Origin of the sequence: Glycomyces endophyticus (genome assembly GCF_039531525.1) — a bacterium.
Lineage (GTDB): Bacteria > Actinomycetota > Actinomycetes > Mycobacteriales > Micromonosporaceae > Glycomyces > Glycomyces endophyticus.
Genome location: NZ_BAAAQF010000010.1, coordinates 144,617 through 162,405, shown reverse-complemented (window position 1 = coordinate 162,405; position 17,789 = coordinate 144,617). Strand labels below are relative to the sequence as shown.

Genomic DNA, 17,789 nt, shown 5'->3' with positions numbered 1-17,789 from the left:
CACCGAGTGGTGCGTGGAACACGCGCGTACGAAGCGGCGCACGCGCGCAACGGAACCGCGGGGACCGCGGGCCATCAGGAAGCTGGAGCGACATGCTGACCTCTGACAACCGTCTCGAACCGGGTGAGAGCCTGCGCGTGCGCGTGGAGCGCACGCTGTCGCTGGCGATCATCTCCGGCGAGCTCGCGCCGGGGGCGCTCCTGACCGTGCCGCGGCTCGCCGAGCAGTTCGCCGTGTCGGCGACGCCGGTGCGCGAGGCGATCCTCGACCTGGAGAAGCGCGGGTTCGTGGAGCCGGTGCGCAACAAGGGGTTCCGCGTGACGGCCGTCAGCGACGACCTCCTCCACGACATCGTCGAGATCCGGCTCCTGCTGGAGCCGCCCGCGATGGCGCGCCTCGCCGCCTCGTTCCCGGCCGACCGGATCGCGTCGCTCCGGGCCCAGGCCGACGAGATCGTCGCGGGCGCCCGGACCGGCGACCTCACCGCCTACCTCCTGGCCGACCAGCGGTTCCACCTCGACCTGACCGCGCTGCTCGGCAACCCGGTCCTGGTCGAGACGATCGCCGAGCTGCGGGCCCGCACCCGCCTGGTCGGCCTGGTCTCGCTGGTGGAGACGAGCATGCTCGACGTCTCGGCCGCCGAACACCACCGCCTCCTCGACCACCTCGCCGAGGGCGACGCCGACGCGGCCGCCGAACTCATGCGCCAGCACATCCGCCACGCCATCGGCTGGTGGGCCGGCAAGACCGAGGAACCGGTGGCGGACTGAGCCGTTCGCCTGTAGGCCAACGCACGTACACGCAGGGTGAAACAGACGGGACCAACCGGCACGATAGAAATATGTGACATATTACAGACCGGATCGATGCGGCGAACCCGACCGATCCAGCCATACCGAGCACACCCGAACCGATCGGCAGCGACGATCGAATCGCTCAAGCAAGGTCGAAGTGAACTGAGTCGAAACGAGCTCAGCTGAACTCGGCCCGGCAAGCCGAATCCGGCTCGGCCGAGCCGACACCGGCCCGATCGGATCGGATCGGATGGGATCGACCGAGCGATGGGCACGACCGGCCGGCCCGGTCGAACTGCCATTACCGGCAGGTCCGACCAGCTGGGTGGCCGACCGGACCGAGTGAGGCCGGCCGAGCCGAGCCAGGAGCGGCAGCAGCCATAGAAGACGTAGTAGTAGAAGAAGGAGGGAACGTGAACGCAGACGTCGTCGTCATCGGCGCCGGCATCGTCGGTGCGGCGTGTGCCCGCGCGCTGGCGCGGGCGGGGTTGAGCATCGTGATCGTCGACCGCGGCGCGCCTGCCAGCGCGACCAGCGCCCGCGGTGAAGGCAACCTCCTGGTCTCCGACAAGGCCCCCGGCCCCGAACTCGACCTCGCCCTCCTCGCCGCCGCCCACTGGCCCCAGCTCGCCGAAGAACTCGCCGACGAACTCAACCCGGCCAAAGCAATCGCCTCCGGCACCGCGTACTCCTCCGGCGCACCATCGGGAAGCGCGACCGCCGGTGAGGCCGCTTCCTCGACTTCGGCGCTCGCTGACCCCTCGGGCACGCGCGCGACCGCCGGTGGGGCCGCTTCCTCGACTTCGGCGCTCGCTGACCCCTCGGGCACGCGCCCGGGAAGCCCGAACTCTGCTGAGCCCGCTTCTCCATCTCCCGTGCGCTCCGGCGACGCCGCTGACGGCGGTGCCGGTTCAGCTCCTCCTGGGCCTGTGAGCGGTTCGGCAGGCTCGGGTGACCCGGAACGGCGTCCTGCCGCCTCCAGCGGTGCGGCGACCGGGCTCGGTTCGGCTCGGACCGCCTTCCCTGACATCGAGTACGACCGAAAGGGCGGCATCGTGGTCGCCACGACCGAGGAGGGCGCCGAGCCGCTGCGAGCCTTCGCCCGCGGCCAGGCGGCGGTCGGGGTCGAGGTCGAGCATCTGAGTGCGGCCGAGGCGCTTTCGCTTGAGCCGCATCTGCACCCCGGGATCACGGCAGCGGTCCACTACCCGCAGGACGCGCAGCTTCAGCCCGTGGTCGCGACCGAGGCGCTGCTCGCATCCGCGCGCCTCGCCGGCGTGCGCGTCGTCGCGAACAGCGAGGTCTTGGGTGTCGAGCGGGTCGGTGAGCGGATCACCGGCGTGCGCACCTCCACCGGGGTCATCGGCACGAACACTGTCGTCGTGGCGGCCGGGCCCTGGTCCGGCGCGGTGGCCGGCGTCCTGGGCGCCGACCTGCCCGTGCGGCCCCGCCGCGGGATAGTCCTGGTGACCGCCCGGATGCCCCAGCGCGTCTTCCACAAGGTCTACGACGGCGACTACTTCGGCGCGACCCAGTCGGCCGACGCCGACCTCCAGACGTCGAGCGTGGTCGAGTCGACCCCCGGCGGCACAGTCCTGATCGGATCGAGCCGCCAGCAGATCGGCTTCGACGACCGGCTCCGCGTCGAGGTCCTCGCGCAGGTCGCGCAGCGGGCGCTGCGCCTGTTCCCGTTCCTGGAAGGCACTCCCGTGATCCGCGCCTACGGCGGCTTCCGCCCCTACGTGCCCGACCACCTGCCCGTGATCGGCGAGGACCACCGCCACCCCGGCCTCTGGTACGCCACCGGCCACGAAGGCGCCGGCATCGGCCTCGCAGGCGTCACCGGCGACCTCCTGTGCGCACAGCTCACCGGGACCGAGCCCGCACTCGATCCAGCCCCGTTCCTCCCCTCGCGACCGTCCCTCGCCGCGCACCTGACGACCCGAGTCGCGGGCGCCGAGGCGGGGCAGCCTCCGGCCGCGCGGGCCGACGCCCTGAACGGAGGCACCGCATGAGCGGCCTCGTCCCCTGGACCACCGACCCGATCCGCCCCGAGCGGCCGCAGCCGCTCCACATCACCGTGGACGGCACGCGAGTCGAAGGGCTGCAAGGGCAGTCGATCGCCGGCGTCCTCCTCTCCCAGGACCGGACCGCGTGGCGCACCACGACCGCGGGCCGCCCTCGCGGCGTCTTCTGCGGCATCGGCGTCTGCTTCGACTGCATCGCCACCGTCAACGGCGAGTCCGACGTGCGCCTCTGCATGCGGCGAGCACAGGACGGCGATGTCGTGGCGACCCAGGACGACACCATCGCCTGCGACCGCGGTCCGCAGGTTCTCTCGGGCTCTGCCGCCGCCGGCCGCGAGAGCGTAGCCAGCGGGACCGCTGCCGGCCCCGGCAACGAGCCGCAGGGTGACGCCGACGGGCATGGCCCTCGCGGCGCAACCGGCCGCGAGAGCGCCGCGGCCGCAGACGACCGCATCGCCGACCGGTCCGACGCCACCCGCACCGGCGAGGCGGACCGCGGACTCCACCTCGCCCACCCGGCCGCCGAGCCCCCGAAGGAGACCTCGTGAAGCACGTCTTCGACATCGAGGCCTGGCCCACCGGGCTCTCGTCTGCCCTCGACGCTCCCGACGCCGCCCGGGGCGGCAGGCCGGTGGCTGACAGTCGCGCTCTGTCCGCCGTCGAGCACCTGAAGGAGGTCTCGTGAAGCACGTCCTCGTCATCGGCGCGGGTCCTGCCGGGCTCGCCGCCGCCGTCGCCGCGTGCGACGCCGGGGCCCGCGTGACCCTCCTGGACTCCGGCGACGGCCTCGGCGGCCAGTACTGGAGGCACCTGCCGCCGCAGCGGCCGAGCCGCCGCGAGTCCCGTCTCCACCACGGCTGGCCCGCCTTCGAGCGCCTTCGTGCCCGCCTCGACGACCCCGCGATCGAGGTCGTCACCGGGGCCCAAGTGTGGGCGATCGAGACGCACGACCCCGCCTACGCCCCGAGCCGCCACACCGCGGCCGCGACCGCCCCGGGAACGACCGCACCGACCGTCGCCGCGACCACCCCAGGCTCGACCGGTGCCGTGCTTGACCCGCCCGCTTCCGCGGCCCCGCCGCACAGCGTGCCGCGCGACCCGTTCGCCAACGGCGGCGACGCCGAAACCGGCATCGTTGATCGCGTCGCTGTTTCCGAAGACACAACCGCCCTGAACGAACAAGCGCCGATCGCCGAAGCTGCCAACGGCTCCGAGGCCCGCGCCGCCGTCACCGTCCACGCTTTCATCGGTCCGGCCGACGCCGCCGGCCGTGAGGCCCGCACCTTCACCGCCGACGCGCTCGTGATCGCCACCGGCGCCCACGACCGCACGCTGCCGTTCCCCGGCTGGCACCTGCCCGGGGTCTTCTCCGCCGGGGCGGCCCAGGCGCTCGCCAAGGGCGAGCGGATCGCCGTCGGGCGGCGGGCCGTCGTCGCGGGCGCCGGGCCGTTTCTGCTGCCGGTGGCCCAGTCGCTCACGGCCGCAGGTGCACACGTCGTCGGCGTATACGAGGCCGCACGGCCGACCGCGCTCGCGAAAGGCTGGCTGCCCAAGCCCTGGCGGCTCCTGGCCGCCGCGCGCAAAGGCCCCGAGCTGGCGGGATATGTCACACACCACCTGGCCCGCCGGGTCCCCTACCGCCTCGGCCACGCCGTCGTCGAGGCCCGGGGCGACGGGCGAGTCGAGGAGGTCGTGACCGCTCGCCTCGGCCCCGACTGGGCCCCGATCCCCGGTACCGAGCGGACCGTCGCGGCCGACGCCGTCTGCGTCTCCCACGGGTTCACGCCACGCCTCGAACTCCCGATCGCCGCCGGATGCGCGATCGGCCCCGACCGCTTCGTCACCGTCGACGCCGACCAGGCCACCAGCGCCGCAGGTGTCTGGGCCGCAGGGGAGATCACCGGCATCGGCGGCGTGGACGCCGCGCTCGTGGAGGGCCGGATCGCCGGACGCCGCGCCGCAGGGGCCGAAGCGCACCACGCCGACCTGCGGCACCGCCGCGGCACAACCGACTTCGCACGGCGCATCGACGCCGCCCACGGCATCAGGCCCGGGTGGACGTCGTGGCTGCGCGACGACACCGTCGTCTGCCGCTGCGAGGAGGTCCCGTACGGGCGCCTCCGCGACACGGCCGCGGCGACGGACCAGGCCTCGCTGCGCTCAGTGAAGCTCACGACCCGGGCGGGACTCGGCATCTGCCAGGCCCGCATGTGCGGTCGCACCGTAGAGGACCTCACCGGAGCGGGCGGCGCCCGCGCCGAGGACACCACCGATCGGCGGCCGCTGGCCGCACCCATCCGGCTCGGCGACCTCGCCGGGCTCGCCACCACCCTTGGGAAGGACACCCATGTCTGAGAAGCACTTCGATCTCGGCGGCGTCGTCGTCGCCACGACCCTCGCGTTCAAGGAGGACCCGAAGGCGCCCGGCGGCCTCGCCGTCGACTACGACAAGTTCGCCGAGCACTGCGACTTCCTGATCCGCAACGGCTGCCGCGGCGTCGGCCCCAACGGCTCGCTCGGCGAGTACTCCTCGCTCACCGACGAGGAGCGCCGCACGGTCGTGCAGGTCGCCGTCGAGACCGTCGGGGACCGCGGCCTCGTCGTCGCCGGCGTCCACGGCGTCGGGTGGCACCAGGCCGTCCAGTGGGCCGAGTACGCCAAAGAGGACGGCGCCGACGGCGTGCTCCTCCTGCCGCCCACCATCTACCGCGCCAACCGCGGCGAGGTCGTCGAGCACTACACCCGCGTGAACGAGGTCGGCCTGCCGATCATGATGTACAACAACCCGATCGACACCAAGGTCGACCTGGTGCCCGACCTCGTCGCCGAACTCTTCGAGCTCGAGAACGTCGTGGCGATCAAGGAGTTCTCCACCGACATCCGCCGCGTCCTGGAGATCAAGGAGCGCTGCGGGATCGACGTCATCGCCGGCGCCGACGACCTCCTGTTCGAGTCCCTCGTCGTCGGGGCCACCGGCTGGTTCGCCGGCTACCCCAACGCCTTCCCGAAGGAGGCCGTCGAGATCTACACCCTCGTGCAGGAAGGCCGCATCGAGGAGGCCCGGCACCTCTACAGCGGTCTCGTGCCGGTGTTCCGCTGGGACTCCAAGACCGAGTTCGTGCAGGCCATCAAGCTGTCCATGGACATCGCCGGCCACAGCTACGGCGGCCCCACCCGCCCGCCGCGCGGCCCCCTCTCCGAGGCCCAGCGCGAGCAGGTCGTCCGCGACACCCGGCGCGCCCTGGACTTCGCGGCCGCCCGATAGCGCCCCGCGCCCTGTACGGTGGCACCGCCGTGCAGGGCGCCCAGCGGAAGGACGAACATGAGAACGAACCGGCTCATCAGCGCCGTCGACTCGCACACCGAGGGCATGCCGACCCGCGTGGTCACCGGCGGCGTCGGCGTCATCCCCGGCGCCACCATGAACGACAAGCGCCTCCACTTCATCGAGCACCTCGACGACCTGCGGCTGTTCCTCATGAACGAGCCGCGCGGCCACGCCGCGATGAGCGGCGCGATCCTCCAGCCCTCCACCCGCCCCGACTGCGACTGGGGCGTCGTCTACATCGAGGTCTCCGGCTGCCTGCCGATGTGCGGGCACGGCACCATCGGCGTCGCCACCGTCCTGGTCGAGACCGGCATGGTCCCCGTGACCGAGCCGGTCACCGAGATCCGCCTCGACACCCCCGCCGGGCCCGTCACCGCCCGCGTCGCCGTCCGGGACGGCCGCGCCGAGTCGGTCACCATCGAGAACGTCCCGAGCTATGTGGAGGCTCTCGACGCGAGCGTCGAGGTCCCCGGCCTCGGCACCGTCCCGTACTCGATGGCCTTCGGCGGCAACTTCTACGCCATGGTCGACCTCGACGACGTCGGCCTCCCGTTCGACCGCGACCGGCAGCAGGACATCCTCACCGCCGGACTGGCCATCATGGACGCCGTCAACGCGACGGCCGCGCCCGTGCACCCCTACATCGCCGGGCTCGACCACTGCCACCACGTCGAGTTCATCGCGCCCGGCTCCGACGCGGCGCACTCGCGCCACGCCATGGCGATCCACCCCGGCTGGTTCGACCGCTCCCCGTGCGGGACCGGCACCTCCGCGCGCATGGCCGAACTCTGGGCCCGCGGCGAACTCGCCCTCGACACCGACTTCGTCAACGAGTCGTTCATCGGCTCCCGCTTCATCGGGCGCCTCGTCGCCGAGACCACCGTGGGCGACCGGCCCGCCGTCGTCCCGACGGTCACCGGCCGCGCCTGGATCACCGGCACCGCCCAGTACACGCTCGACCCGACCGACCCGTTCCCGACCGGCTTCCAGTTCTAGGAGCGCAGATGACCTCGATCGACACCACCGCCCAGGCCGCCGACGCCGCCGCGCGCGACCTCGCCGACACCGCGCCCGCCGTGCGCGCCAAGGCCCTCGTCGCCGTCGCCGACGCGCTCACCGCGAACGCCGACGAACTCGTGACCCTCGGCATGGACGAGACCGGCCTCGCCGAGGCCCGGCTCCGCGGCGAGCTCAAGCGCACCGCCGTCCAGCTGCGGCTCTTCGCCGAGACCGTCGTAGACGGCGCGTACCTCGACGTCCGCATCGACCGCGCCGACCCCGAGTTCGCGCTCGGACCCCGGCCCGACGTGCGCAGCGGCAACGAGCCGATCGGCCCCGTCCTCAACTTCGCCGCCGGGAACTTCCCGTTCGCGTTCTCCGTCGCGGGCGGCGACACCGCCTCCGCGCTGGCCGCCGGCAACCCGGTCGTCGTGAAGGCCCACCCGGGCCACCCGCGCCTCTCCCGGCGCACCGCCGAGATCGCCGCCGCCGCCCTCGGAGGCGCCGGGCTCCCCGCGGGCGCGCTGCAACTCGTCGAAGGCGTCGACGCCGGCGTCGCGATGCTCAAGCACCCGGTCGTCAAGGCCGCCTCCTTCACCGGCTCACTCCGCGGCGGCCGCTTCCTCGCCGACGTCGCCGCCGCGCGCCCCGCCCCGATCCCGTTCTACGGCGAGCTCGGAAGCGTCAACCCCGTCTTCGCGACCCCCGCCGCGATCGCCGAGCGCGGCCCCGAGTTCGCCGCCGGCCTCGCCGCGAGCGTCGGCGGCTCCGCCGGGCAGCTCTGCACCAAGCCCGGCCTCGTGTTCCTCCCCGCCGACCACGGCCTGGACGAGGCCCTCGCGGCCGCGGCCGCCGTCGAGGAGCACCGGATGCTCGACCCGCGCATCGCCGACCACTACCAGCACGGCCGCGACGCGATCCTCTCCGCCGCGGGCGTGCGCCTGATCGCCCCCGGCTCGGTCCGCATCGACGGCGACGGCCAGGGCTGGGTGACCCCGACGATCGCCGCCGTCGCCCTCGCGGACTTCGGCCCCCACCCCGACGCGCTCCTCAGCGAGTGCTTCGGCCCCGTCACGATCCTCGTCGAGTCCCCGGCCGGCACCGACTACGCCGACCTCCTCGAGAGGCTCTTCGAAGGCGAGCTCACCGTCGCGATCCACCGCGCCGACGGCGACGACGTCGCCCGCCTCGTGCGCACCGCCGCCCGCCGCGCCGGCCGCGTCCTCTTCGACGGCTGGCCCACCGGCGTCGCCGTCACCCCCGCCATGCAGCACGGCGGCCCCTGGCCTGCCACCACCTTGGGCGCCACCAGCGTCGGCACCGCCGCCATCGCCCGCTTCGTGCGCGCCGTCGCCTACCAGAACGCCCCCCACGACGCCCTCCCCGCGCCCCTGCGCGACGACAACCCCTGGCACGTCCCGCAGCGCATCGCCCCCGCGGGCGAGTCCACCACCTGGGGCGACGGCATCGACTGAGCGCCGACCGATCACGGCGCCGCGCCCGGCGTCATCGACACCGCGGCGCGCCGAGGACGCGGCGCCGTCCGGGGCGCAGTCGCGTCGCGGACACCCCGGCAACTTTGCTACTGTCGGGTAACTTGTTGGCGTCGAGGTCCGGTGGTGGGCTGATGAACATGTACTTCCGGCTGCTGGGGCTGTGGCTCCGCGCGAGGCGGCGGGGGCCGGTCGGGCTGTGGGACACGGCGGTGACGCCGTTCCGGGTGGTGCCGACCGATCTCGATCCGCTGGGGCACATGACCAACGGCCGGTACCTGACGATCATGGACGTCGGCCGCATGGACCTCATGCTGCGCGCGGGCTTCCTCAAGAAGATGCAGCGCGCCGGCTGGTACCCGGTCGTGGCCGGGCAGACCATCACCTACCGCAGGTCGCTCCAGCCCTGGCAGCGGTTCGAGATCCACACGAAGGTCCTCGGGTTCGACGACCGGTGGGGCTACATCGAGCAGGTCTTCCGCGCCGGCGAGACCGTGTACGCCAAGGCGTACGTGCGGACCCGGTTCCTCAAGCGCGGCGGCGGGTCCGTCGACCACGACGAGCTGGAGCGCCTCGCTGGCGGCTTCCCTGAGACCGAGCTGCCGCAGTGGCTGCTCGACTGGACGGCCGCCACCCGCATTACCGAGTCCGCCGCCTGAGCCGACAGGCGGTCCCTGACCCGGCTGCCGCACGACCGGACGCGCCCTCGCGTCGGCCCTGATCGGTATCATCGGCGGCATGGCGCACGACCTGCCCGAGGACCTCCCGGGGCTGGAGCACCGGCCCTCCGACTCCCCGTACGTCGAGCGCGTCTACCGGGTCGAGCCCGGCGACGGCGCCGCCGCGCCCGAGCGGATGGTGTCCGTGGCGAACTCCAACTGGGAGCTCATCGCCTGGACCTCCGAAGGCGTCACCAACGTGTCCGTGCGCGGCCCCGAGACCCGGCCCACCGTCGTCCCCATGGGCGGCCCGATGGACGGCGCATTCGGCGTGATCTTCCGGCACGGCGCCCACCTGCGGAGCCTGCCCGTCGCCGGCCTAGTCGACACGGCCGTGCGGAGCCCGCACGCGACCTCCCGCACGTTCGTCCTCGACGGCGCCGAATGGGAGATCCCCGCCTACGGCAACGCAGAGACCTTCGTCGACCGCCTCGTACGCGCCGGCCTCCTCGTCCGCGACCCCCTCGTCGCCGACGTCCTCGCCGGCGACACGCCCCTGCTCGTCACGCCCCGGTCCGTGCAGCGCCGCGTGGCCGCCGCGACCGGCCTGACCCAGGGGACCATCCGCCAGATCGAACGCGCCCGGCAGGCCGCCATGCTGCTGCGCCGGGGCGAGGCCGCCGCCGACGTCGTGCACCTCGTCGGCTACCACGACCAGCCCCACCTCGCCCGCTCCATGGCCCGGTTCGTCGGCCGCAGGGCCACCGAGCTCCAGCGGCCCGCCCCCGACGAGATGCTGTCGCTTCTGTACAAGACCGACGCCGAGGTCCGGCCGTAGATTCGAACCAGGCCGGAACGACCGGCCGCTCGAACCGAGGAGACTCCGATGGCCTTCACGCAGATCTACATCAACCTCCCCGTCGCCGACCTGGAGGCGGCCAAGGCGTTCTACCTCGCCCTCGGCGGCGCCCTCAACCCCCAGTTCACCGACGAGACCTCCGCGCAGATCATCCTCAGCGACGCGATCGCCGTGCAGCTCATGACGCACGAGCAGTTCTCCGGCTTCACGAAGCGCCAGATCGCGGCCGGCCCGATCGAGGCCATCAACGCCCTCGCCGCCGAGGCGAAGGACGAGGTCGACCGCCTCGTGGAGGCCGCCGTCGCCGCCGGCGGCACCGAACCGCGGCCCGCCCAGGACATGGGCTGGCTCTACAACCGCGCCGTGGACGACCCGGACGGCCACTCGTGGGAGCTCATGTCCTACGACCCGTCGCAGATGCCCGGCGCCCCCGAGTAGAACGGCCGCGCCCGCCCCCGACGCCTCAGTCGGGGGCGCGCCCCCGCCCGGTGAACGCCTTCAGATTCGTGAGCACCACGCCGCCCAGGACGATCGCGCCGCCGACGAGCTGCGCCGCCGTCCACGGCTGCCCCGCGAGGATCGTGAACACCGCCGTGAACACCGTGATCAGGTTGAGGAACACCCCCGCCCGGCCCGGCGGGATCGCCGTCAGCGCGCGGTTCCACAGCAGGTACGACAGCACCGACGGGAACACCGCGATGAACAGCAGCGACCACATCGCGGCCCCCGACTGCGGCAGCGCGGGGCCGCCCGCCGCGAGGCTGAACGGGACCAGCGCCGCCACCGCGATCCCCGCCTGCACCGCCGTCGAGGTCACCGCCGGCAACCGCGGACCCCTCCGGCCCACGATCGTGTACACCGTCCACGCCCCGATGGAGCCGATCATGAGCAGCTCGCCCGTGCCGAAGCCGCTCGTCAGGAGCGAGGCCGGGTCGCCGTCGCTCAGGACCACCAGCACCCCGGCCAGGGCCGCGACGACGCCCCCGACCGACAGCGCCGTCAGCCGCTCGCGCAGGAACACCGCCGCCGCGAGCGTGATGAGCGCCGGGTTGAACGCGCTGACGAGCGAGGCGCTGAAGGCGTCGGTGTACTCCAGCGCCGCGTACAGGAACAGGTTGTAGCCGAGGACGCCGGAGGCGCTCAGCACCAGCAGCCACGGCCACGCCCGCGCGACCGCGCGCCAGTCCGGCCGCTCCACGACCTGCGCGACGACGGCGAGGGGGACGAGCGCGATCGCCCAGCGCAGCAGCGTCAGGCTGACCGGGTCGATGGTCTCGACGGCGCGCTGGCCGACGATGTAGTTCCCGGCCCAGAACAGGGTCGCCCCCACGAGCGCGGCGACGGCGATCCAGGTGGCGCGCCGCGTCGGGGCGGCGGTGTCGGCGAGGGCGGTCACGGTTCAGGCCGGGTTCGCGGCGGTGGCGAGCCAGACCGCGCCGGGAAAGCGCAGCACGCCGTCGACCAGGCTGCCGCGCAGCTCCGCGCGCACCTCGTCGAGCAGGGCCTCCCAGCCGTCGGCGCCGATGCGGGGGACGAGCTGCTCCTCGGCGAGGCGGCCGACGCCGACGGCGCGGATCTGGGCGAGCCGCTCCTCGACGCCGTCGGTGCCGTCGAAACCGTAGTCGCAGGTGAAGTCGAGGGGGTCGATGCGCACGCCGGTCCACCCGGCGCCGCCGAGGAGCCCGCGGAGGCGGTCGGCGTCGGCGAACGCGTCGGGGCCGGGCGCTCCGGGCGCGGACGGCTCGGGGCGCGGGTCGAGCCGGTCGGCGAGGACCTGCGAGCCGAGGCTGAACATCGGGTTCTCGGCGAGGGAGCGCCAGCAGGCGAAGACGAGCCGCGCGCCGGGGGCGGCGGCGCGGCGCAGGTTCGCGAACGCGGCCTCGGGGTCCTCGAAGAACATGACGCCGAAGCGCGAGACGACCCGGTCGAAGGCCGCCCCGGGGGCCGCTTCGCGCAGGTCGGCGGTCTGGGCGTCGGCCACGAGTACCGCCGCCCCGGGCACGCGCTCGCGCGCGGCGGCGGCCATGCCCTCGGAGATGTCCACGCCGACGACCTCGGCCCCGGCGGCGGTCCCGGCCGCGAGGAGCGTGCCGGTCCCGCACCCGACGTCGAGGACGCGCCGCCCCGCCGCCAGGTCGGCCGCGTCGAGGATCGCCGCGGTCACCGGCGCGAACACGGCGTCGAACACCGCCTGGTTCGCCACCCACCCCGCCGCGCCGTCGGTCCAGTTCCGTCGCATCGATTCATTCGCCACAGCGCCACCCTACTCATGCGGCTGCGATCGTCCACCCAGCCGCGTTCGGGGGCCCCGCCGGGTCGGACCGGTCACCCGCGACGGCTCAGGCCACGTAGTCGAGCACCTTCCGGAGGTTCGCCTCGACGGAGTCGACCGCGTCGACCTGGAGGCGTTCGACGGTGAGGGGCGGGAGCCAGGTCTGGAGGCGCTCGACGTGGTCCCAGCCGATCTCGTGCCAGCCGGGGATGCCGCGGACGCGTCCCTCGAGGCGGGAGCGGTGCAGGTCGACCTCGGAGCACACGCACTCGATGACGCGAAGGCGCGCGCCGTGCTCGGCGGCGGTCCCGGCCCACTTCCTCGCGGTCGCGTCGGAGAGGACCGAGTCGGTGACGGCGGACTGGTCGAGGAGGAGCTGGCGGAGCGCGAGCGTCTCCAGGACGTGGTCGTGGAGGGAGATGAAGGCGTCCCGGTCGAGGTCGTCGAGGATCCGGTAGGGCGTGAGCGCCCCCATCATCCAGTCGCCGGCGAAGACCGGGATCCGGAGGGTGCGGGCGAGCCGTTCGCTCAAGGTCGACTTCCCGGTGCCCGGGAGGCCGGTGAACGCGATGATCTGCTTCGCGGGCGTGTCGTCGGCATGCATGGGTTCTTTCTACCCGCTCAACGCAATGCAACAAAAGGTTGCGCTTCGGTCCGACGCGTGCTAGCGTCATAGGCAACAAAAGGTTGCACGTTAGGAGAGGGACATGGAGTACGCCAGCATCGAACGCGAGATCCGGATCGCGGCCGCACCCGAGGTCGTCTTCGAGGTCGTCAGCAGCCCCGAGCACCTCAAGGACTGGTGGACCGACGAGGCCGAGTACACCCCGATCCCCGGTTCGTCCGGTCGCATCGGCTTCCACCAGGACGGCGGCGGCGTCGAATGGGAGCAGTTCACCGTCGTCGACGCGCAGCCGCCGCGCATGTTCTCCTTCCGCTGGACCCACGCCGAAGGCGAGGAGGCCGCGCAGGGGAACTCCTTCCTCGTCGTCTTCGAACTCGAACCCGACGGCGACGGCACCGTCCTGCGCATGACCGAGACCGGCTTCCGCGAGCGCGGCTGGACCGAGGCCGTCGCGGCCCAGGCCCACGCCGACCACGTCTCGGGCTGGGACTTCTTCCTGCCGCGGCTGCCCGCGGCCGCCGAGAAGGCCGCCCGATGAACGCCCTGGTCGACGACGAGCTCTGGTCGGCCGTCGGGGACCCGATCCGCCGCCGCATGATCGACCTGCTCCTGGCCGGGGCGGCCACCGCCACCGGCCTCGCCGAGCAGCTGCCGGTCACCAGGCAGGCCGTCGCCAAGCACCTCGCCGTCCTCGACCGCGTCGGCCTCGTCCACGCGGCCACCGCCGGACGCGAGCGCCGCTACCGCGTCGACGAGGCCCAGCTGGCGCGCGCCGTCGCCCAGCTCACCGCCGTCGGCGACGCCTGGGACTCCCGCATGGAGCGCATCAAGCGCCTCGCCGAGTCCATCCAGCAGACCAAGGAACAGCAGACCGAGCAAGACCAGAAGTAGAGGAGTACGGCAATGGTCGACATCCTGCACCGCATCGCGGTCGAGCACCACACCACCGACGACGTCTACCGGGCGCTCGCCACCGTCGAGGGCCTCGCGGCCTGGTGGACCGAGGACACCACCGGCGGGACCGCCACGGGCGAGGAGATCGCCTTCCGGTTCCCCCAGGGCGGCTTCGACATGAAGGTCGTCGAGTCCGAACCGGGCGAGCGCGTCCTCTGGGAGGTCGTCGGCGGCACTCCCGAGTGGATCGGCACCCGCATCCACTGGGACCTCCGCCAGGAGGACGACTGGGCCGTCGTCCTGTTCAAGCACGAGGGCTGGAAGGAGCCCGTCGAGTTCATGCACCACTGCTCCACCAAATGGGCCTCGTTCCTGATGAGCCTCAAGGCGCTCCTCGAGGACGGCAAGGGCCGGCCCGCCCCCGGCGACGTGTACGTCGACAACTGGAAGTGACCTTCGCAGGCCGGCGGGCCCTCCCGCATCCGGGAGGGGCCGCCGGCCGTCCTCAGTCCTCCCGCGACCGCCGCGTGAAGATGTCCGCCAGCACCCGCAGCGCCATCACCGAGGCGATCAGCAGCAGCGACAGCCCGAAGAACTGGTACAGCGTGAACGCCTCCGTCAGCGCCGGCCCGCTGTCGGTGCCCAGCAGCATCACCGACATCACGCCCGCCGCGGCCGCCAGCACCGTCAGCAGCGTCTGGTGCAGCCAGGCCGTCACCGTCCGGCGGTCCTCCGCCTTCGCGAACAGCCGGAAGTTCACCGACATCTGCCCCGACTCCACCGCGGCGAGCAGCCGCTCCATCCGCCGGGGGAGCTTGCGCAGCACCGGGAGCAGGTCGTGCACCTCCTCCATGACGAGGTCCTGCACGGCCGCGGGGCGCAGCCGCCGCTCGGCGTAGCGCTGGCCGATGTCGCGAGCCTCGGCGATCAGGTCGAAGCCCGGATCCAGCGCGGTCAGGCACCCCTCCAAGGTGGCGAGCGTGCGGAACACGGCCGCGAGCTCGGGCGGGATCACGGTGCGGTGCCTCGCGATGATGCGGAACAGCTCCGTGAACATGCGGATGCCCGGCGCCGCGCCCGGCACCAGGTGCCGGGCCATGAACGACCCGAGCGCCCGCTCGAACCCGGTCCGGTCGAGCTCGTCGGGGCGCGTCGAGACGCCGATGAGGGCGTCGGCGAGGCCCGGCCCGTCCTGGCGGTCCACGGCCTGGAGGATCGCCTCGAACGAGGCGCGCAGCTCCCGGTCCAGGCGCCCGACCGAGCCGTAGTCGATGAGGCCGATCCGGTCGTCGTCGAGGAGCATCAGGTTCCCCGGGTGCGGGTCGGCGTGGAAGATCCCGTCGACCATGATCTCGTCGAACATCTCCCGCAGCAGCGAGGCGGCCAGCTCCCGGCCCACGAGCCCGCGCTCCTCCGGGCGCGCCGACGCCAGCGGGACTCCCGGCAGCCGCTCCATGACGAGCACCTGCTCGTCCGACAGGTCCGCGTACGGCCGCGGCACCCGCACCTCCGCCCGGCGCCGGTCGTGCGCCGCCGCGACCTGCGCGAGATTGCGCGCCTCCACGGTGAAGTCGACCTCCTCCCGCAGCGCCTCCGCGAAGCCGTCGGCCAGCCCGAGGACGTCCATCGAACGGCCCCAGGAGGTGTGCCGGTCCAGACTGCGCGCGAGGCGCCGGATGATGTCGAGGTCGCGCTCCACGGTCTGCGCCGCGCCCGGCCGGCGCACCTTGACCACCACGGCCTCGCCCCCGTGCAGGACCGCGGTGTGCACCTGCGCGATCGACGCGGCCGCCACCGGCTCGGGATCGAACCGCGCGAACACCTCGTCCACCGGCGCGCCCGCGGCCGCCTCTACCAGCCGCACCGCGCTCGTCCCCGGCACCGGCGCCGCCTGGTCCTGGAGCTTCGCCAGCTCCGCGATGTACACGGCCGGAAGGAGGTCGCGCCGCGTCGACAGGATCTGCCCCAGCTTCACGAACGTCACGCCCGCGTCGTCCAGTGCCAGCCGCAGCGCCCGCGCCATCTCCGCGTCCTGCGCCGCCTGCCGCCGTCCCCGCAGCAGCCCCGTGAGGCCGTGGCGCCCCGCGATCGCGAGGATCTGGAGGTACCGGCGGGTCCGCCGCACCCGCGTGCGCAGCCCCTTGAACCAGGTCCGCGCCGGCGGCACCGCCCCGGTCGGGATCACCGCCTCCCACACCACCAGCATGATCATCGCGAACACCGGCGCCGTCACGAAGATCAACGCCCACAACGCGAGCGCGCCCGGCATCTCCTCCGACGTGGGCTCGCGGGTCCGGAACGGCTCCATGAGCGCCGGCAGCAGCCCGTACTGCATCACGCTGTAGCCGAGCACGCTCACCACGATCAGCCGCCACACGGTGTAGCGCACGTCCAGCAGGCGCGTCGCCACGTACGCGACGGCCGCGGTGTTCACGGCGATGCCGAACAGCGACAGGAAGAGCTCGGTCATGCGGATCGGCCTCTCAGCGGACGGGACGGTGCTCGACAGCACAGGCTACGCCGCAGCGGCCATCCCGGCCGTGCCCCGACGCGCGTCGCGCCGCCTCCGGTCCAAACGGACGCGCAGTTCGAACAGCCCCATGTCGGACACCGCGTTTACGCTGAGTTCCATGACCATCGCAGAAGCGCCGCGACCCGCGGCCCGCCCCGAACCGGACGACCCCGGCCGCACCACCATCCGCCGCCGCACCGCCCGCGCCCTCGTCCTCGACCGCCGCGACCGGGCCCTCCTGCTCCATCGCGACGCGAAGATCCGCGACGTCGGCGACCGCTACCTCCACACCCCCGGCGGCGGCCTCGAACCCGGCGAGACCCCCGCCGCGGCCGCCGCCCGCGAACTGGGCGAGGAACTCGGCCTCAGCGTCGCCCCCGGCGACCTCGGCGCACCCGTCGCCACCTGCTACAGCCTCCAGCAGCGCATCGACACCGGCGCGTTCGTCGCCGCCGACGACACCTTCTTCATGCTCCGCGCCGACCCCGCCGCCATCGCCCTCCCGTCCCCGACCCACCGCTGGCTCGACCCCGACGCCATGGACGCCGCCCCCGACCGCATCCTGCCCCGCGGCCTCCCCGACCTCCTGCGCCGCCTCCTCGCCGAAGGCGCCCCCGAGACCCCGATCCACATCCGCTGGTAGCGGACTCACCGCAGATGCCGCCACGCAACCGCCGCCCACCAGGCCATCACCGGCAGGTGGAGCGCGTACCCGAGCTGCTCCAGGACCGGACCCGGACCGGCCGTGCCGGTCGTCCACGGCAGCACCACCGCGGCCAGACCGCACGCGGCCGCCCCGAACCCGCTGCGGCGCATCACTTTCGGCATCCCGACGGCCGAGGCCGCCGTCGCCGCGGTCCAGAGCAGCCCCGCCAGGTTCACCGTCCACTTCGCCGTGAGCAGCACCGCCGCCGCCGCGTCCGCCGCGCTCGGATCGGCCGCCAACTGGGTCACCGCGAGGTTCCCCGCGTCATGGAGCAGGCCCGCGGCCCCCGCGAGCGCCAGCAGCCCCGCCGGGACCACCACGCCAGGCCGCTCCCTGACGCCGCCGGCGGCCATGGCGAGCCCGGCGGCGGCGAGCGCCAGCCAGCCGAGGACGTCCAACCCGAGCTCCAGCAGATGGAGCCCGGGCCTGGACCGCACCGCCTCCAGGGTCGCGGCCGCGTCGGCCGGATTCAGTGTCAGACCGGCCGGGACGACGATCGCGGCGCTCGCGGCCATCAAGGCGATCGCGGCGACGAGGAGCCCGCCAAGCGGGCGCGAGGCATTGCGTTCAGTGCTCATGTGCTGCGACGCTAGAACCCTGACGCAGAGGCAAGGTCAAGCC

General features: G+C 73.4%; 20 protein-coding genes. 15 read left to right on the top strand and 5 right to left on the bottom strand.

Features of this window, described 5'->3' with window-relative positions; all coding sequences use genetic code 11:
* Positions 1 to 92 precede the first annotated feature (92 nt).
* The 11 genes from ABD419_RS14555 (at position 93) to ABD419_RS14500 (ending at position 10,597) form a co-directional block, all read left to right on the top strand.
* Positions 93 to 770 (top strand): GntR family transcriptional regulator, encoded by a 678-nt coding sequence (locus ABD419_RS14555; RefSeq protein ID WP_344487583.1) that lies wholly within the window; start codon positions 93 to 95, stop codon positions 768 to 770.
* A gap of 437 nt (positions 771 to 1,207) precedes the next feature.
* Entirely contained in the window at positions 1,208 to 2,809 is a 1,602-nt protein-coding gene (locus ABD419_RS14545; RefSeq protein WP_425556059.1) for an NAD(P)/FAD-dependent oxidoreductase, read from the top strand.
* Complete coding sequence (locus ABD419_RS14540) at positions 2,806 to 3,369, top strand: (2Fe-2S)-binding protein (RefSeq protein ID WP_344487581.1); 564 nt, start codon at positions 2,806 to 2,808, stop codon at positions 3,367 to 3,369. The genes ABD419_RS14545 and ABD419_RS14540 overlap by 4 nt, the downstream gene beginning before the upstream one ends.
* Positions 3,366 to 3,506, top strand: a complete 141-nt coding sequence (locus tag ABD419_RS14535; RefSeq protein ID WP_344487579.1) for a hypothetical protein — start codon at positions 3,366 to 3,368, stop codon at positions 3,504 to 3,506. The genes ABD419_RS14540 and ABD419_RS14535 overlap by 4 nt, the downstream gene beginning before the upstream one ends.
* Entirely contained in the window at positions 3,503 to 5,176 is a 1,674-nt protein-coding gene (locus ABD419_RS14530) for an FAD-dependent oxidoreductase (protein WP_344487577.1), read from the top strand. The genes ABD419_RS14535 and ABD419_RS14530 overlap by 4 nt, the downstream gene beginning before the upstream one ends.
* Positions 5,169 to 6,086 carry a dihydrodipicolinate synthase family protein gene (locus tag ABD419_RS14525; RefSeq protein ID WP_344487575.1) on the top strand — a complete coding sequence of 306 codons (918 nt, stop codon included), beginning with the start codon at positions 5,169 to 5,171 and terminating at the stop codon, positions 6,084 to 6,086. The genes ABD419_RS14530 and ABD419_RS14525 overlap by 8 nt, the downstream gene beginning before the upstream one ends.
* Before the next feature lie 57 nt (positions 6,087 to 6,143).
* Complete coding sequence (locus tag ABD419_RS14520; RefSeq protein WP_344487573.1) at positions 6,144 to 7,145, top strand: proline racemase family protein; 1,002 nt, start codon at positions 6,144 to 6,146, stop codon at positions 7,143 to 7,145.
* 8 nt (positions 7,146 to 7,153) lie between these two features.
* Positions 7,154 to 8,623: an aldehyde dehydrogenase (NADP(+)) gene (locus tag ABD419_RS14515; protein ID WP_344487571.1), complete on the top strand. Its 1,470-nt coding sequence runs from the start codon at positions 7,154 to 7,156 to the stop codon at positions 8,621 to 8,623.
* A 152-nt stretch (positions 8,624 to 8,775) separates the two neighbouring features.
* Positions 8,776 to 9,300, top strand: coding sequence for an acyl-CoA thioesterase (locus tag ABD419_RS14510; RefSeq protein ID WP_344487569.1), 525 nt, complete (start codon positions 8,776 to 8,778; stop codon positions 9,298 to 9,300).
* A 79-nt stretch (positions 9,301 to 9,379) separates the two neighbouring features.
* Positions 9,380 to 10,138 carry a helix-turn-helix domain-containing protein gene (locus tag ABD419_RS14505; protein ID WP_344487567.1) on the top strand — a complete coding sequence of 253 codons (759 nt, stop codon included), beginning with the start codon at positions 9,380 to 9,382 and terminating at the stop codon, positions 10,136 to 10,138.
* 48 nt (positions 10,139 to 10,186) lie between these two features.
* The gene (locus tag ABD419_RS14500) at positions 10,187 to 10,597 is read left to right on the top strand and encodes a VOC family protein (RefSeq protein WP_344487565.1); all 411 of its coding nucleotides are present in this window, start codon (positions 10,187 to 10,189) and stop codon (positions 10,595 to 10,597) included.
* A gap of 25 nt (positions 10,598 to 10,622) precedes the next feature.
* Here the strand turns inward: ABD419_RS14500 and ABD419_RS14495 are convergent, their stop codons facing one another.
* The 3 genes from ABD419_RS14495 to ABD419_RS14485 all read right to left on the bottom strand — a co-directional run bounded on the left by ABD419_RS14495 (position 10,623) and on the right by ABD419_RS14485 (position 13,035).
* Positions 10,623 to 11,555, bottom strand: a complete 933-nt coding sequence (locus ABD419_RS14495; protein WP_344487563.1) for a DMT family transporter — start codon at positions 11,553 to 11,555, stop codon at positions 10,623 to 10,625.
* Between the two features lie 3 nt (positions 11,556 to 11,558).
* Positions 11,559 to 12,398 (bottom strand): class I SAM-dependent methyltransferase, encoded by an 840-nt coding sequence (locus tag ABD419_RS14490; protein ID WP_344487561.1) that lies wholly within the window; start codon positions 12,396 to 12,398, stop codon positions 11,559 to 11,561.
* Positions 12,399 to 12,498: 100 nt separating this feature from the next.
* Positions 12,499 to 13,035: a P-loop nucleotide/nucleoside kinase family protein gene (locus ABD419_RS14485; protein ID WP_344487559.1), complete on the bottom strand. Its 537-nt coding sequence runs from the start codon at positions 13,033 to 13,035 to the stop codon at positions 12,499 to 12,501.
* A gap of 103 nt (positions 13,036 to 13,138) precedes the next feature.
* Between ABD419_RS14485 and ABD419_RS14480 the strand changes: the two genes are divergently transcribed.
* Genes ABD419_RS14480 through ABD419_RS14470 form a run of 3 tightly spaced genes read left to right on the top strand, consistent with a single transcriptional unit; the run spans position 13,139 to position 14,403 of the window.
* Entirely contained in the window at positions 13,139 to 13,594 is a 456-nt protein-coding gene (locus ABD419_RS14480; RefSeq protein ID WP_344487558.1) for an SRPBCC domain-containing protein, read from the top strand.
* The gene (locus tag ABD419_RS14475) at positions 13,591 to 13,947 is read left to right on the top strand and encodes an ArsR/SmtB family transcription factor (protein ID WP_344487556.1); all 357 of its coding nucleotides are present in this window, start codon (positions 13,591 to 13,593) and stop codon (positions 13,945 to 13,947) included. The genes ABD419_RS14480 and ABD419_RS14475 overlap by 4 nt, the downstream gene beginning before the upstream one ends.
* 12 nt (positions 13,948 to 13,959) lie before the next feature.
* Positions 13,960 to 14,403: an SRPBCC family protein gene (locus ABD419_RS14470; RefSeq protein WP_344487554.1), complete on the top strand. Its 444-nt coding sequence runs from the start codon at positions 13,960 to 13,962 to the stop codon at positions 14,401 to 14,403.
* 52 nt (positions 14,404 to 14,455) lie between these two features.
* Here the strand turns inward: ABD419_RS14470 and ABD419_RS14465 are convergent, their stop codons facing one another.
* The gene (locus ABD419_RS14465) at positions 14,456 to 16,420 is read right to left on the bottom strand and encodes an ABC1 kinase family protein (RefSeq protein WP_344487552.1); all 1,965 of its coding nucleotides are present in this window, start codon (positions 16,418 to 16,420) and stop codon (positions 14,456 to 14,458) included.
* A 160-nt stretch (positions 16,421 to 16,580) separates the two neighbouring features.
* Between ABD419_RS14465 and ABD419_RS14460 the strand changes: the two genes are divergently transcribed.
* Positions 16,581 to 17,105: an NUDIX domain-containing protein gene (locus ABD419_RS14460; RefSeq protein ID WP_344487550.1), complete on the top strand. Its 525-nt coding sequence runs from the start codon at positions 16,581 to 16,583 to the stop codon at positions 17,103 to 17,105.
* Between the two features lie 5 nt (positions 17,106 to 17,110).
* On the opposite strand, the gene ABD419_RS14455 is transcribed toward ABD419_RS14460, so the two are convergent.
* The gene (locus ABD419_RS14455) at positions 17,111 to 17,746 is read right to left on the bottom strand and encodes a hypothetical protein (protein WP_344487548.1); all 636 of its coding nucleotides are present in this window, start codon (positions 17,744 to 17,746) and stop codon (positions 17,111 to 17,113) included.
* Positions 17,747 to 17,789: the final 43 nt, after the last annotated feature.